Source organism: Meiothermus sp. Pnk-1 (assembly GCF_003226535.1).
Classification (GTDB): domain Bacteria; phylum Deinococcota; class Deinococci; order Deinococcales; family Thermaceae; genus Allomeiothermus.
Map to the genome: position 1 here is coordinate 106,722 of NZ_QKOB01000001.1, position 14,002 is coordinate 120,723.

General features: G+C 63.6%; 13 protein-coding genes. 7 read left to right on the top strand and 6 right to left on the bottom strand.

Annotation, left to right across the window (positions count from 1 at the left end; genetic code table 11):
- Positions 1-28 precede the first annotated feature (28 nt).
- Complete coding sequence (locus DNA98_RS00570; protein ID WP_110524545.1) at positions 29-1,018, top strand: C39 family peptidase; 990 nt, start codon at positions 29-31, stop codon at positions 1,016-1,018.
- 8 nt (positions 1,019-1,026) lie between these two features.
- Here DNA98_RS00570 and DNA98_RS00575 read toward each other — a convergent pair whose 3' ends face one another.
- Positions 1,027-1,893, bottom strand: coding sequence for an EamA family transporter (locus tag DNA98_RS00575; protein WP_110524547.1), 867 nt, complete (start codon positions 1,891-1,893; stop codon positions 1,027-1,029).
- Positions 1,894-1,952: 59 nt separating this feature from the next.
- Here DNA98_RS00575 and DNA98_RS00580 point away from each other — a divergent pair, with 59 nt between their 5' ends.
- From DNA98_RS00580 to DNA98_RS00605, 6 genes are all read left to right on the top strand, one after another.
- Positions 1,953-2,744 carry a histidinol-phosphatase gene (locus DNA98_RS00580; RefSeq protein ID WP_110524549.1) on the top strand — a complete coding sequence of 264 codons (792 nt, stop codon included), beginning with the start codon at positions 1,953-1,955 and terminating at the stop codon, positions 2,742-2,744.
- A gap of 49 nt (positions 2,745-2,793) precedes the next feature.
- Positions 2,794-4,398 (top strand): DNA polymerase/3'-5' exonuclease PolX, encoded by a 1,605-nt coding sequence (locus DNA98_RS00585; RefSeq protein WP_110524551.1) that lies wholly within the window; start codon positions 2,794-2,796, stop codon positions 4,396-4,398.
- 152 nt (positions 4,399-4,550) lie between these two features.
- Complete coding sequence (locus DNA98_RS00590; RefSeq protein WP_110524553.1) at positions 4,551-5,000, top strand: prepilin-type N-terminal cleavage/methylation domain-containing protein; 450 nt, start codon at positions 4,551-4,553, stop codon at positions 4,998-5,000.
- Positions 4,997-5,482, top strand: a complete 486-nt coding sequence (locus DNA98_RS00595; RefSeq protein WP_110524554.1) for a prepilin-type N-terminal cleavage/methylation domain-containing protein — start codon at positions 4,997-4,999, stop codon at positions 5,480-5,482. Before DNA98_RS00590 ends, DNA98_RS00595 begins: the two co-directional genes overlap by 4 nt.
- Positions 5,483-5,491: 9 nt before the next feature.
- Positions 5,492-6,340, top strand: a complete 849-nt coding sequence (locus tag DNA98_RS00600) for a type II secretion system protein J (protein WP_110524556.1) — start codon at positions 5,492-5,494, stop codon at positions 6,338-6,340.
- 137 nt (positions 6,341-6,477) lie between these two features.
- Complete coding sequence (locus DNA98_RS00605; protein WP_370444427.1) at positions 6,478-8,259, top strand: DUF4900 domain-containing protein; 1,782 nt, start codon at positions 6,478-6,480, stop codon at positions 8,257-8,259.
- A gap of 51 nt (positions 8,260-8,310) precedes the next feature.
- On the opposite strand, the gene lpdA is transcribed toward DNA98_RS00605, so the two are convergent.
- The 5 genes from lpdA to DNA98_RS00630 form a co-directional block, all read right to left on the bottom strand.
- Positions 8,311-9,705 (bottom strand): dihydrolipoyl dehydrogenase, encoded by a 1,395-nt coding sequence (gene lpdA, locus DNA98_RS00610; RefSeq protein WP_110524561.1) that lies wholly within the window; start codon positions 9,703-9,705, stop codon positions 8,311-8,313.
- A gap of 50 nt (positions 9,706-9,755) precedes the next feature.
- A complete protein-coding gene (locus DNA98_RS00615; protein ID WP_110524563.1) occupies positions 9,756-10,130 on the bottom strand; it encodes a four helix bundle protein in 375 nt (124 codons plus the stop codon).
- 36 nt (positions 10,131-10,166) lie between these two features.
- Positions 10,167-11,585: a dihydrolipoamide acetyltransferase family protein gene (locus tag DNA98_RS00620; protein ID WP_110524565.1), complete on the bottom strand. Its 1,419-nt coding sequence runs from the start codon at positions 11,583-11,585 to the stop codon at positions 10,167-10,169.
- Between the two features lie 116 nt (positions 11,586-11,701).
- Complete coding sequence (locus DNA98_RS00625) at positions 11,702-12,661, bottom strand: alpha-ketoacid dehydrogenase subunit beta (RefSeq protein ID WP_370444428.1); 960 nt, start codon at positions 12,659-12,661, stop codon at positions 11,702-11,704.
- Positions 12,662-12,731: 70 nt separating this feature from the next.
- The gene (locus tag DNA98_RS00630) at positions 12,732-13,838 is read right to left on the bottom strand and encodes a thiamine pyrophosphate-dependent dehydrogenase E1 component subunit alpha (RefSeq protein ID WP_110524569.1); all 1,107 of its coding nucleotides are present in this window, start codon (positions 13,836-13,838) and stop codon (positions 12,732-12,734) included.
- Positions 13,839-14,002: the final 164 nt, after the last annotated feature.

Consider the following 14,002-nt stretch of genomic DNA (forward strand, 5'->3'; position numbering starts at 1 on the left):
CTGGGGGGGCTCTGCCATACTTAACCCCATGCGCTCCCTCGCCCCAGCCCTTCTCCTGAGCCTGGCCCTGGCCGCCCAGCCCGATAGCTTCCGGCTCGAGGGCATCCGCCACGAATACCAGCGGTTCAACAACTGCGGCCCGGCGACGCTCGGCATGGCGATGAGCTTTTGGGGTAGCCGCCTGACCCAGTACCAGATCGCCCCGGTGCTCAAGCCCAACCGAGCCGACAAAAATGTGGGCCCCGAGGAGCTGGCGGCCTATGCCCGTAGCCAGGGCTACCGGGTTCATTACGGGGTGGCCGGAGACTTGGAGCTGCTCAAGCAGCTCCTGGCCGCCGGGTTCCCGGTGATCGCCGAGAGCGGGTTTGTGGTGCCGGAGCACGGCTGGATGGGGCACTACCGCCTGCTGGTAGGCTACGACGACAGAAGCCAACGCTTCTTCGCTTTCGACTCCTACTATGGCCCCAAGGTCACGCTGGGATACAGCGATTTCGACGCGGTGTGGAGCCACTTCAACCGCACCTACTTGGTGGTGTATCCCCCTAAGGAGGCCGGGGAAGTCGAACGGGTCTTAGGCCCGCATGCCCGTCCCGAATGGGCGTGGAAGCGGGCGCTCGAGGTGGCCTTATCCCAAACCAAAGCCGAGCCCGCAAACGTCCACGCTTGGTTCAACCTGGGCAGCGCGCTGCTCGAGCAAGGCAACGTCGAAGGAGCCGCCGAGGCTTTCGACAAGGCCCGCGCCCTGGGCTGGCCCTGGCGGATGCTGTGGTACCAGTTCGGGCCCTTCGAAGCCTACTACCGGGCCGGGCGCTACACCGAGGTGGTGCGGCTGGCCAGCGCGAACCTGGCCAAGGCCCCGGACCTCGAGGAGTCCCTCTACTGGCGGGGCCGAGCGCAAGCCGCCTTGGGCAACTTGCGTTTGGCCAAAACCGATCTGCAAGCTGCCCTCAGGCTCCGCCCTAGCTACGGCGAAGCCGCCCAAGTCCTGAAAAGCCTGGGGGTGCAGGGCTCGAGGTAGGTTGGGCCTCAGCCCAACGCCAAAAACACCACCCCCAGCACCATCCCGCTCGCCGCCCACAGCCTCCGCCGCACCTCCCCTTCGGCCAGGAAGCGGGCCCCCAGCACCGCGCCGATCAGGATGCTCACCTCGCGGGCCGGGGCTACGTAGCTGACCGGGGTGAACTTCAGGGCGGTGAGCACCAGGATGTAGGACAGTGGGGAGAGAATAGCGATCCCGATGGCCTCGAGCCGGTTCTTCCGCCACTCCTCCCGCACCTCGCCCCAGCGCTGAACGGCCAGCGGCGAGAGCAGGAGGGTGCGGCCCAGGTCGTTGCCCCAATTGAGCAAAATCGGCGGCAGGAGCAGCGCGCTCACGGCGTGCTTGTCCCACAGCGTATAGGCCGCGATGAGGCCGCCGGTAAGCAGCCCGTAGCGCACCGCCCAACGGGGCTTCTCGCTCGAACCCGAAAAAGCCCGGCCACCCCCCGCCATCACGAACACCCCGACCACCACCGCCAGCGCCCCCAGCAGGGCCAAAGGGGTGGGCCGTTCGGCGAAAAAAGCCATGGCCGCGATGGTCGAGAGCAGCGGCCCGGTGCCTCGGGCGAGGGGGTATACCAAGGACAGATCCCCGACCTGGTAGCCTTTTTGCAGGGTCAAAAAATAGGCCAGGTGCAAGAGGACACTTCCCCCCATGAACCCTATCTGCCCGGGGCCGAGGTGGGGTTGTTGCCACACCATAAAGCCGACGGCGAGGGGAGCCCAGAAAAGGGCGGAGAGGGCACAGAAGAGCCAGACGAACACAGCCCCGCCTCCCGAACGCTTGGCGAGGAGGTTCCAACCGGCGTGCAACCCCGCCGAGACCAGGATCAGCGCGAGGGCCAGGGCGGTCATGCCGGGATTATACCGCCGGGCCTTGCAGCGATTGGCCTTTGGCGTATAGCGTTTGGCCTATGTTCGACTCCCACCTGCACACCCCTCTTTGCCAGCACGCGGTCGGTACGCCCGCCGAGTACGTGGCAGCAGCGCGGAAAGCGGGCTTGCGAGGCATCGTGATCACCGACCACAGCCCCATGCCTCCTTGGTTCGATGCGGCATTCCGCATGCGCCTCGAGCAGTTGCCCATCTATCACGCCATGCTCGAGCAGGCCCGCGAGCAGGCGGGAGACTTCTACGTGGGGATCGGGCTCGAGGCCGACTATCATCCGGGCACCGAGGGCTTCGTGCGGCGGATGGTGGCGGGCTACCCCTACGACTACGTCATCGGCTCCGTGCACTACATCGGAGCCTGGCCCTTCGACAACCCGGCCTTCGCCGCCGAGTTCGACGAGCGCGAGTTGCGCGAGGTCTATCGCGAGTACTTCAGGCTGGTGGCCCAGGCCGCCCGTTCGGGGCTCTACCACAGCATCGGGCACCTCGACTTGCCCAAGAAGTTCGGGCATATCCCCGCCGAGGGCTACCTCGACTTGGCCGAGGAGGCTTTGCAGGTGATCGCAGGGGAGGGTCTGACGTTGGACGTGAACACGGCGGGCTGGCGCAAGAGGGTCGGGGAGCTTTATCCCAGCCCGGCCCTCCTCGAGCGGGCCCGGGAGCTGGGCATCCCCGTGGTGCTCGGTTCCGATGCCCATGCCCCTGGGGAGGTCGCTCACCGCTTCGCCGAGGCGGTGTCCGTGCTCAAACAGGCCGGTTACGCCCAGGCGCTGGTGTTTCGCTCGGGAAGGCCACAGCCGTACGGGCTGGGGTAGTATACGCACCAGAGGCCCAAAAACCGCGTTTTGCCTTTACGCTATAGCCATGAACCGCAAAGAGCTGGCCGGGATGCTCGAGTACGCCGCCGACTTGATGGAAGTCCTGGGTGAGGGTGAATTCCGGGCTCAGGCCTATCGCCGAGCCGCCCGCAACATCGAGCGGCTCGAGGCCGACCTCGAGGCCCTGGCCGCCCAAGGCTTCAAGGGGGTCCCCGGCGTGGGTCCGACGCTGGCTCCCCTGCTCACCGAGATCGTGCAGAGTGGAGAGTTCGCCTACATGGCCGAACTCGAGGCCCAGGTACCGCCGGGCGTGCTGGAGTTCTTCCGGGTGCAGGGGCTGGGTCCCAAGCGCATCCGGGCGCTGTGGGAGCATGGGGTGGACTCGCTCGAGGAGCTCATCCGCCACGGCGAGGCCGGACGGCTGCGGGAGATCCCCGGCTTCGGGGCTAAAACCGAGGCCAACCTGGTCCAGGCGGCGCGCTTTGCCATCGAGGGCCTGCGCCGCGTCTTGTGGGGCGAGGCGGCCGCAGCCGCCGAGCTGCTGCTGGCCGACTTCGCCGGTGCGGGCATCCAGGCCGAGGTGGCCGGGAGCTTCCGGCGGGGCCTCGAGACCATCGGCAACCTCGACTTCGTGGCCCTGGCCCGGCCCGAAGCCGTGCAGAATGCCCTCGGGCGCCATATTGAGCGCGTTGAGGGCTCGGTGCTGCACGGTCATCTGGGGGGCCTGCCCCTCAAAGTTTTCTGCGCCGCACAGCACGACTACGGCACCGTGCTTTTGCAGGCTACGGGCTCGAGGGCCTTCGTCGAGTCGCTGGGAGAGCTTCCGGCGGGCCAAAGCGAAGCCGAGGTCTTCGAGCGGCTGGGTCGCAGGCCGCTTTCCCCTTACTGGCGCGAGCCGGAGCACCTGGGCCTGGAGGAACCCGGTCAACCTTTGCGGCGCGAGGACTTGCGGGGCCTGATCCACTGTCACTCCACCTACTCCGATGGCACCGCCAGCCTGCGGGCCATGGCCGAGGCCGCCATCGCCGAGGGCTATGCTTACATGGTCATCTCCGACCACTCCCAATCGGCCTCCTACGCGGGGGGCTTGGAGCCGCAGCGCGTGAAGGCGCAGTGGGCCGAGATCGAAAAACTCAACGCCGAGCTGGCCCCCTTCCGCATCCTCAAGGGCATCGAGTCCGATATCCTCCCCGATGGCTCGCTGGATTACCCCGAAGAGATGCTGGCCGGCTTCGACGTGGTGATCGGCAGCCTGCACTCGGGGCTCAACCTACCCAAAGAAGAGCAAACCCAGCGCTTGCTGAGGGCGCTGGACAACCCCTACCTAAAGATTCTCGGGCACCCCACCGGGCGGCTGCTGTTGCGGCGCAGGGGGGCCGAGGCCGACTGGGAGCGGGTGCTCGAGCGCGCCGCCGAGCGCGGGGTGATCGTCGAGATCAACTGCAACTACTACCGCTGTGACCTCGACTGGCGGCTGGTGCTGAAGTGGCGCGACCGGCTGCGCTTTTCCCTGGGGACCGACGCCCATAGCGTGGAGGGTCTACCCACCATCGCCTATGGCTTGGTCCTCGCGGCCAAGGCCGGTCTGAGTGGAAAACAGCTGGTCAATGCTTGGGCGCCTGAGCGCTGGTGTCCAGCGAAAACGACCTAAGCAGCCCGACAAGATTTACGCACTGCTAGGAGAGCGTAGTTCACTGCGCTTGGCGTTTCACGCCGCAGCCCAATGCTCTGAAAGTCGCACTAAATCCCAATCCCCCTAATAGGGGGTGGTTCACAATACATCCACCCAGCTAGACTAAAACCATGAAACGGTCTCGAGGGTTGACCCTTATCGAGCTCTTGCTAGTTGCTGCGCTAATCGGAATAGTGCTTGGGATTACAGTGGTCTCGGGCCGCAGAATACTCGGCAACCAGCAGGCTAGCGCGAGCCTCAACTCCATACGGCAGATCGTTTGGCAAGGGGCTACCGCCGCAGCTAGCCGTGGCCAACGCCTCGATCTGGTGCTCAACGGTCAGCGTCTCCAGGTGCAGACTCAGGAATCCACCCCCAAGGTGATCCGTTTTGTGGATCTAACCAGCAGCCTGAGCGGACAACTTCCCAGCGGAACCTGGTTTAGTTTCACACCCCCTGGCAAGGTTATCTTTCCTTCCAGCTTCAGCCAACCCATCAACGTCACGGTCAACGGGCGTTCTTACGCCCTTAGGTTTTCGCTCATTGGAGAAGTGGATGTGCAGCAGGTGGGGTCGCGATGAACAGGCGGGGATTGACGCTCATCGAGGTTATAGTGGCTCTGGCCATTCTGAGTGTGGCCTTATCGGCTTTTACCCTTCTAATCCTTGGGAGTGTACGCCAAAACGTCGAATCGGGAGGGCGCACCCAGGCGGCTCAGTTGCTGAATTATCTCGGGCGACGCCTGGTAGGGGCCGACGACGCAGTAATGCCGGACAGCACGTCCACGTATAGAGAGTGGAACTATGGAACCCTCAGAACCAGCTTTCCTGAGTTGACCCGGGAGGGGCGCTTTGCTAACCCCGACCTGTATCGGGCAAGGATTGATAACGAAGGAACCCCTGCTTGGGCGGTGAGCGGCGGCCTGAACCTCGACAGCCTGCGGGCTTATCGCATTCAGGTGTGCTGGCGTGGCGCGCGGGGGGAGTCGTGCGTGGAAGCTCGAACCGTTGGGGCTGCTCCCGTGGCGGGCGGGGCAGCGGCACCTTTGCCTGGCATCAACTAGGAGAAAGGCATGCGCAAAGCTAGAGGCTTTACCCTAATCGAAGTCCTGATCGCGCTGGCCGTACTGATCACGGTGATGACGATTGCCTACAACGGCCTGATTCAGTCGTTGCGAACGCAGAGCGATCAGGAGGCTGTGACTAACTCTCAGGCAAAGCTGCGAAGGGTGATGGAGGTAATTACGCAGGACCTGCGCAGTGCGATCTTCGGTGGAATCATCAATCAGCCTTACACACCTACCGCTCAGGCTGTTTCCATCGGCCTAATCGACGGCGGAGCCGGGTACCCGGTCGTCAACAAGCAGGACTACTATGCCGATATTCTATCCCCCGCCACGACAGCATCTGCATTGGGGATCAACCCTGGCGATCAGCTACTGATGGTCAACGGGGCCCAGTCCATCGTGCTGCCCGTCTCCGGCGTAGCCCAGAACGGGCAGCCCAGCCAGTGGAGGCTTTCCCACGCTACTTGCCGCAATCCGCTAGCCTTTGCCCCTACCGGCACGCTGGTTTTCCGGATTCGAGCCATGGGAATTCGCTACGATCCTAGCCAGAATACCCTCTACACCCGCGAGGGCAGCACGGAGCAGCCCATGGCCTTTGGCATCACCAATTTCCGCATCGACTATATCTACTCGAGCTCCGGTGGCACCCTGAGGACATGGAATTTTTCCAGCGGTGCTTTCCCGGGTATGACGTTTACCGATGCGGGCACGACCTACGCCCTCCAGCGCTTGCAGGTAGTGATGGAGGCTCGGGAGAACTCGCGAGGGCGTGCCATCACCAGAACGTACACCGGCCAGGTAGAACTCCTCAACAACGGTACCTACGCCATGGGGACGGTGGTCTCATGCTCATGAGAAAGTCGCACGGCATCGCTCTGGTCGTCGCTCTCGTTTCGATCTTGGTCATCGGTGGGGTTTTGGCCCTGATGTTCAGCCGAATGATCGATGAGATGCGCCACAGCCGCGACGACACCGCGGTCGTTCAGACCTTGATGTTAGCACGCGGTGGGGCCAACGTGGCTGGGGCTTTGCTTACGGGGCCCGTAAGGGATCGTTTGCGGCAGGTGGTGAACGCGACCTCGAGTACCACCAACCGCTGGAGCTATGGGGGGAATGGCAGTGGAACCCAACCCGACCCCGCTACCGTAGCGAGCGATTTGGCAGTTGTCGCTGGGCAGCTTCAAACCCAGGTTGACAGCTTGGTGTGCGATCTTAATCCAGCGCCCGCAGGATCCGGGGCTACTGTGCGGGTGCGGGTGTACTTCACTAATACGGCCTGTGCGGGCTCCACTACTTACCCCAGCGGTGTGGGGTTGCCTACAGGAGTTAAACTGCCATCTGGCCGATTCGTGGATGGTTCTCCGAGGGGTGGCACCGGGGACAACAACCTTCAGCAGTACTCTCTGCCTTTTGTGATGGTTGCCGAAGCTACCCAGGGAACCTATCGGCGTAACGTTGTACTGCAAGGAGAGTATCGTTTTCCTATTGGGCGTAGCAGCTTTGCCCGCTATGCGCTGTTTACCAACGTCCATGCTTCCCGTGGCGGTGAAGACATTTGGTTCACGGATCGTACCCTCTTCGATGGCCCAGTACACACCAACCAGTACTTCCGCTTCTACCGCAACCCCTGGTTCGGAGGCGAGGTAACCAGTGCCGGCTGCACGTCTCCGGGGGTGTCGAGTTGCAGTGGGAGCATAACTCCTGGGGCAAGCTTCATGTCTGCCGATGGCAGAAGCCAAAATTTTATCGCTGAAAGCTCAATGTCCCCCAACGCCTCTGCCCCGACCTATAGGGGGACCCAACCGGCATTTACCGATGGTGTGAGCTGGAGGTCGAGCTTCGTAAAGCTACCGGACAACGACAATCGCCAACGTGAGGCTGCCAATGACCGGGGGCTGCTCTTCGCAAGCAACCTCTATTCCCTTGACCTATACGCGACCGACAGCAATGGTAACCTCCTGACCCGCAACGCCTCGGGGCAGTGGCAGCCTGCGGCCACCTACCAGTACATCAAGGCTTGCACCAGCTCAAGCTCGAGCAGTTGTACAGAGTATCGTTACACGGACGGTCCCAGCAAGGTTTTGTACCGCAAGAGCGGAAGCAGTTGGGTGGTGGTGCAGAACAACTTCAACGGGGTCATCTATGTCGAAGGAAGCATTGACCGGTTGCGGGGGCCCAGCCGAGTGCCTGCGAATAGCTCTAATCCCGACAATGCTCCTCCCGCGCTAGCTCACTTCGCGGAGATCACCATAGCAGCCAGGAACGACATCCGTATCACGCGCGACCTCAAGTACGAGAATCCGCCGTGCAGCTCGAGCCCCACTCGCAACCCGGATGGAAGCGTAACCCGCGCTACCTGTGACAACTTGGATGTCAACAACATCCTTGGGATTTATGCTCAGGGTACCTCCTCTGACCCGGGCGACATCTTGATCGGTGGAGGGGATGCCTCCAGCGGATTACTCGCTCCTGCGAATATTGCGATTCAGGGAGTCCTCATGAGCTCTAGGGGCATTGTTGGGGTCGAGAATTACAATAGCATTTCACCTGCTGGTGACGTAAACCTACTGGGAGGGATTATCGAGTACTACTACGGAGCTTTTGGCACCTTCAATTCCTCGACCGGAACGTTCTCTACCGGCTACGGACGCAAGTTCACCTACGACCAGCGAATGCTCAATGGTAAGGCGCCGCCCTATTTCCCCACCACCGAACTCGACGAGGTGGGTACGCCTCGAGTCATCAGCTTCGGGCAACGCGAGCAGGTCTACTGATTCACCTGCGCGAAGAGAACGCCCCGGCTCAGGAGCCGGGGCGTTGTCGCCTTAGCGGTTGGCGATATGGATAGCCTGCTTGTGCAGGTGCTCGGCGGCTTCCATGATCCCCTCGGAAAGGGTGGGGTGGGCGTGTACGGTGAGGGCCACGTCGGTGACGGTGGCGCCCATCTCTAAGGCCAGCGCCGCCTCGCCGATCATGTCGGAGGCGTTGGGGCCCAGGATGTGCACGCCCAGGAGCAGGTCGGTCTCGGCGTCGCCGACCAGCTTGATCAGGCCGTCGGTGGCCTCTAGGGTCATGGCGCGGCCCGAGGCGGAGAGGGGGAACTTGCCCACCTTGACCTTGTAGCCGGCCTTGGCGGCCTCCTCCTCGGTCAGGCCCACGGCGGCCCACTCGGGGGAGGTGTAGACCACGTTGGGGATGTGGTAGTCCATCACCGCGTTGCCCCCGGCGGCATTCTCGGCGGCCACCAGGCCCTCCTTCATGGCCTTGTGGGCCAAGAGGGGCGGGCGGGTCACGTCGCCGATGGCGTAGATGCCGGGCACGCCCGTCTCCATCCGCTCGTTGGTGGGGATGAAGCCGCGTTCGTCCACCCTGACGCCGATGGCCTCGAGCCCCAGCCCCTTGCCGCGCGGGCGGCGGCCGGTGGCCACCAGGATTTTATCCACCACGATCTCTTCCTGCGCCCCGCTCTTCACGTCCTCCAGCGTCACGTGCAGGCCGTCCTTCTTGCGCTCGACATTCACGCCTTTGGTGTGGGTCTTGATGGCGATGCCCTGCTTGGTGAGCACCTTGGCGAGGAGGCCCGCGGTCTCGGGGTCGGCGGCGGGCAGGATCTGGCCCATGAACTCGATCACCGTGACCTCGGCGCCCATGCGCTTGTAGACCTGGGCAAACTCGAGGCCGATCGCCCCGCCCCCGATGCACAGCAGGCGCTTGGGGAAGTTGTCCTCCACCCGCAGCGCGCCCGTAGAGTCGATGATCTCCTTCTGATCTACCTCGAAGCCGGGCAGGGTGTTGGGCTCGCTTCCGGTGGCGATGATGAAGGTTTTGCCCTCGATGCGCTCCCCGCCGACTTCGATGGTCTTGGGACCGACGAACTTGGCGAAGCCGGTCTTGAGCTCGACCTTGTTGCCCTTGAAAAGCTGCGAGACCCCGCCGGTGAGCCGCTTGACGATGCCGTCGCGCCAGCTTCCCAGCTTCTTGAGGTCCATCCTGGCGTCTTTGACCTCGAGCCCGAAGCTCGCGCCGTGCTTGACGCCTTCGAATTCCTCGGCCGCGTGCAGCAGGGCCTTGGTGGGGATGCACCCCACGTTGAGGCAGACTCCGCCCACGTACTCCGCCTCCACCGCCAGTACCTTCTTGCCCAGTTGCGCCGCCCGGATCGCTGCGTGGTAGCCGCCGGGGCCGGTGCCGATGACGATGACATCGTAGATGGTTGACATAGCGCTCCTATTATGAGCTAAACGCCAGACGCAAAACGCAAGACGCGGGGCTAATCCTGCTTGAGCGTGCTGATGAGGGCGTTGATCTTGGCGTTCAGCCTGCCTGCATGATCGTTCAAGGCTTCGTAGGCCGACGCTTCCAAGAAACCAAGCCTAACGGCAATCTGTAGTCCTGCGAGGGCTTCGAGAAGAGAACCTCGAGCGTTGTGAAGAAAGCGGCAGAAGTCCTTATCCGTGCCGCGCCCGCGGCCTTCAGCGATGTTCAGCGCGATCGAGGTGGCTGCCCGGCAGATCTGGTCACTCAGCCTGTACTGTTCGGTTTTAGGGAAAGCGGCTGTGACCCTGTAAATTTCGGCTGTCATGTCCAGAGCGAGCTGGTAGACCTCGAGGTTCTCGAAGCCAAAGCGGTTGTTGAAGTTGCCCATGTGTCGCGTTTTGCGTCTAGCGTTTTGCGTTTTGCTTTAGATGGCCTCCAGCAAGAGCAGATCAGGCCTCTGCAGCAGCCGGATGACCTCCTTACAGAACATCGCCGCCTCGGCCCCGTCCACCAGGCGGTGGTCGAAGGAAAGGGAGAGGTACATCATGTGCCGCACCCGGATCTCGTCGTCGATCACCACCGGGCGCTTCTGGATGGAGTGCACGCCCAGGATGGCCGCGTCGGGCACGTTGATGATGGGGAAGCTGAAGAGCGCGCCGATGGAGCCGATGTTGGTGACGGAGAAGCTCGAGCCCACCATGTCCTCGGGGGAGAGCTTGCCGGCCCTGGCCCTCTCGGCCAGCTCGCCCACCTCGGCGGCGAGCTCGAGCACGCTCTTGCGGTCGACGTCCTTGATGACCGGCACCACCAGCCCGGCGTCGGTGGCGACGGCCATGCCGATGTTGTAGTACTTCTTGAGGACGATCTCCTGGCGGGCCTCGTCCAGCGAGGAGTTGAGGCTGGGGAACTTCTTGAGCGCGCGGGCGATGGCCTTGAAGATGAAGGGCAGGTAGGAGAGCTTGACGCCCTGGCGCTCGGCCTCGGCCTTCAGGCGCACGCGCAGCTCGACGAGCTCGGTCAGGTCGGCCTCGTCCACGCTCAGGGTGCGCACGGTGTAGAGGTGCGAGGCCACCATCTGGTTGGCGATGGCCCGGCGCAAGCCGCGCAGGGGGAGGCGCTCCTCGAGGGCCTCGTAGCCCTTGGGCGACCTGTACTGCACGGGAGCGGGGAATCCCGCAGGGGCCGGGGCCTGCGCAGGTGCTGGGGTGGCGGGCTGGGGCGCGATGGGCGCGGGGCTCTCGAGCCTCGACCCGGCATAGCTCTTCACGTCCTCCACCCGCACCCTTCCATTGGGGCCGGAGCCGGGGATCTGAGAGATGTCCAGGCCGAGGTCCCTGGCCAGTTTCCGGGCGGCAGGCACCGCGATCACCCGGCCATAGGGGTTGGTGGCGGCCCGCGGTGGCTCGGCTACGGCAACCCCGCGCGGAGTGGCCTGGGTGAAGGGATTTTTCACCTGTTCTTGCTTTTTGTCTGGCTTGAATAGCGAAAGCTCCTCCCCCGAGTCTTCCACCGCGTTGCCCGGCTCCACGATGCTGCGCTCCTCTTGCGCCTGAAGTGAGGGCGGAGGGGCGGGCTTGTGGTCACGGATGGCCCCGGTCACCTCACCGGGCTCGGCGATGAGGGCGATGGGGGCGTGAACCTTGACGATATCCCCCTCCTTCACCAGCTTTTGCACCAGCACCCCTGCATAGGGGCTGGGTAACTCCACCGTGACCTTGTCAGTCATGACCTCGACGAAGGGCTGATCCTTTTTGAGCTCGTCGCCTTCGTTGACGAGCCACTTTAGGATTTCGCCCTCGACCACCGATTCGGCTAGCTCAGGCAAGACGATCTCTTTGGGCATACCTCTCCTTTGGTCTTCGTCGCTTCTGGGGTTTCCACCGCGGGCGGAACGAGGGGTCCGCCCGCTGATTTTCCCACATCCAAGACCCTGGGCGAAGGGGCTGGGGGGTTCAGCGGTCAGTAGTCCAACGCCCTTTTGGCCGCGTTCAGGATGCGGGTTACGGTGGGCATATAGAGCTTATCCTGGGCGTAAGGATACGGGGTGTCGAAGCCGGTTACGCGCAAGGGGGGGGCTTCTAGCTGGTCGAGCAACTCTTCTGCGATGGTCGCTGCGACTTCGCTGGCGATGCTTGCGGTGCGCGGAGCTTCCGAGATGACTAGCACCCTTCCGGTTTTGGCTACGGAGTTGAGCACAGCCTCTTTGTCCCAGGGCATCACCGTACGCAGATCGATCACCTCCGCGCTGATACCTACAGAAGCCAGCTCCTCAGCGGCTTTTTGGGTCTCGATCATGCTCCCGCCGTAGGAGATCAAACTTATGTCGCTGCCCTCGCGGCGGACGGCAGCCTTGCCGATGGGGATCAGGTACTCCTCGCTCGGCACCTCTTCCTTGAGGGCTCGGTACAGCCGCTTGGGCTCCATGAAGATCACCGGGTCGTCGTCGCGGATAGCGCTTTTCAAGAGGCCTTTGGTGTCGTAGGGGGTAGAGACCACGATGGTCTTGAGCCCGCCGGTGTGGGCGAAATGGGCCTCGGGGCTTTGCGAGTGGTGGTGCCCACCCCTGACCCCGCCTCCGCTGGGCATACGCACTACCATGGGGGCGGTGAACTGCCCGCCCGAGCGGTAGCGCAACTTGGCAGCCTGTGAGACGAGCTGGTCGAAGCCGGGGAACACGTAGTCGGCGAACTGAATCTCGGCCACCGGGCGCATCCCATGGGCGGCCATCCCCACCGCGGCCCCGATGATGGCTGCCTCGGAGAGGGGGGTGTCCATCACCCGGTCGGGGCCGTACTTCTGTTGTAAGCCTTCGGTGGCGAGGAAGACCCCGCCGCGCTTGCCCACGTCTTCGCCCAGCACCATTACCCGCGCGTCGCGGGCCATCTCTTCGTCGAGGGCTGCGTTGATGGCCTGGATCATCGTCAAGGTCGGCACATCGTACCTCCGTCGTACGTCTCAGGTCCTGGTACGCAAAAGATTCGTTAGAGCCCTACCGAAGCTCTTCCTGGACGAGCGCGCGTTGCTCGATCAGGTTCCAGGTCGGTTCGGCAAATACGTCGTCGAACATGGCCAGCGCGGGAACCTCTCCCATAGCCTCGGCTTCCTCGAGCGCGCGGTCGATCCGGGCCTTGAGGTCGGCGCGGAGCCGCTCCTCCCACTCCAGGTTCCATAGGCCCTGCTTCTCCAACAAGCGCCGGAAGCGCTCGATAGGGTCACGCTTCTTGGCCGCTTCCACCTCCTCCTTGGGGCGGTAGCGGAGATCGTCGTCGGCGGAGGAGTGCGGGCCGTAGCGGTAGACCTCGAGCTCTACTAACGCCGGCCCGTGCCCGCTTCGGGCCCGCTCGATCACTTCCCGCATCACAAAGTAGCTGGCCAGCGCGTCCATCCCGTCCACGCGATAGCCGGGGATGCCAAAGGCATGGGCTTTGTCGGCGATGCTGTGGGCGGCGGTCTGGTGGGAGAGGTCTACGCTGATGGCGTAGCGGTTGTTGAGGCACGCAAATACCGCTGGAGCCCCCTGTACAGCGGCAAAGTTGAGGCCCGCGTACCAGTCGCCCTCAGAGGTCGCCCCATCGCCGAAGGTGCAGACCGAGACCTGGCCGGTCCCCTTGAGCTTCATGCTGACTGCGGCCCCCGCCGCCGGGGGGATGTGGCTGGCGATGGCCGAGCAGACCGTGAAGATGTTGAGCGCCCTCGAGCCCGGGTGGGAAGGCATCTGGCGGCCCTTAGCCGGGTCGGCGGCGTTGCCCAGCATCTGCCCGAAGATCTCTTTGAACGGCATCCCCATCGCCACCATCAGCCCCATGTCGCGGTAATAGGGGAACAGCCAGTCGTGGCCGCGCTGCATGGCGTGGGCGATGCCCACGTGGGCGGCTTCGTGCCCGGCGTGGGGGGCGATGAAGCTGGTTTTACCGGTGCGGATGAGGATGACGAACTTCTCATCCAGCAGTCGCGCCGCCAGCATGTCCCGGTAGAGCCCGCGCAGGAAGTCGGGGGGAAGCTCCAAGGGGAAGTCCGCCACCCAGTTGCCTTGCTCGTCCATCAGGGCGATGGGGGCTGCGGAGAAGGGCTTGAACGTCCATGCATCTTTAATCATGCAGTCCTCCGTGGCTCGAGCGGGGTATCCGCCTCGAGGGGATTGCCTGGCCCTGGGTAAGGGCCGATCGTTTGCCGAAGCTGGGTAAGCTTCTAGCAAAACCGGGGGAAGGGCAGCATGGGCCGCCCGATGGGGCTTGGGATAGCGTAGGCCCGGTTCATGCT

Bases quoted from the DNA above. Each gene is read 5' to 3' on its own strand.
- DNA98_RS00570 (WP_110524545.1), top strand. From the start codon at position 29: ATGCGCTCCCTCGCCCCAGCCCTTCTCCTGAGCCTGGCCCTGGCCGCC.
- DNA98_RS00575 (WP_110524547.1), bottom strand. From the start codon at position 1,893: ATGACCGCCCTGGCCCTCGCGCTGATCCTGGTCTCGGCGGGGTTGCAC.
- DNA98_RS00580 (WP_110524549.1), top strand. From the start codon at position 1,953: ATGTTCGACTCCCACCTGCACACCCCTCTTTGCCAGCACGCGGTCGGT.
- DNA98_RS00585 (WP_110524551.1), top strand. From the start codon at position 2,794: ATGAACCGCAAAGAGCTGGCCGGGATGCTCGAGTACGCCGCCGACTTG.
- DNA98_RS00590 (WP_110524553.1), top strand. From the start codon at position 4,551: ATGAAACGGTCTCGAGGGTTGACCCTTATCGAGCTCTTGCTAGTTGCT.
- DNA98_RS00595 (WP_110524554.1), top strand. From the start codon at position 4,997: ATGAACAGGCGGGGATTGACGCTCATCGAGGTTATAGTGGCTCTGGCC.
- DNA98_RS00600 (WP_110524556.1), top strand. From the start codon at position 5,492: ATGCGCAAAGCTAGAGGCTTTACCCTAATCGAAGTCCTGATCGCGCTG.
- DNA98_RS00605 (WP_370444427.1), top strand. From the start codon at position 6,478: ATGTTAGCACGCGGTGGGGCCAACGTGGCTGGGGCTTTGCTTACGGGG.
- lpdA (WP_110524561.1), bottom strand. From the start codon at position 9,705: ATGTCAACCATCTACGATGTCATCGTCATCGGCACCGGCCCCGGCGGC.
- DNA98_RS00615 (WP_110524563.1), bottom strand. From the start codon at position 10,130: ATGGGCAACTTCAACAACCGCTTTGGCTTCGAGAACCTCGAGGTCTAC.
- DNA98_RS00620 (WP_110524565.1), bottom strand. From the start codon at position 11,585: ATGCCCAAAGAGATCGTCTTGCCTGAGCTAGCCGAATCGGTGGTCGAG.
- DNA98_RS00625 (WP_370444428.1), bottom strand. From the start codon at position 12,661: ATGATCCAGGCCATCAACGCAGCCCTCGACGAAGAGATGGCCCGCGAC.
- DNA98_RS00630 (WP_110524569.1), bottom strand. From the start codon at position 13,838: ATGATTAAAGATGCATGGACGTTCAAGCCCTTCTCCGCAGCCCCCATC.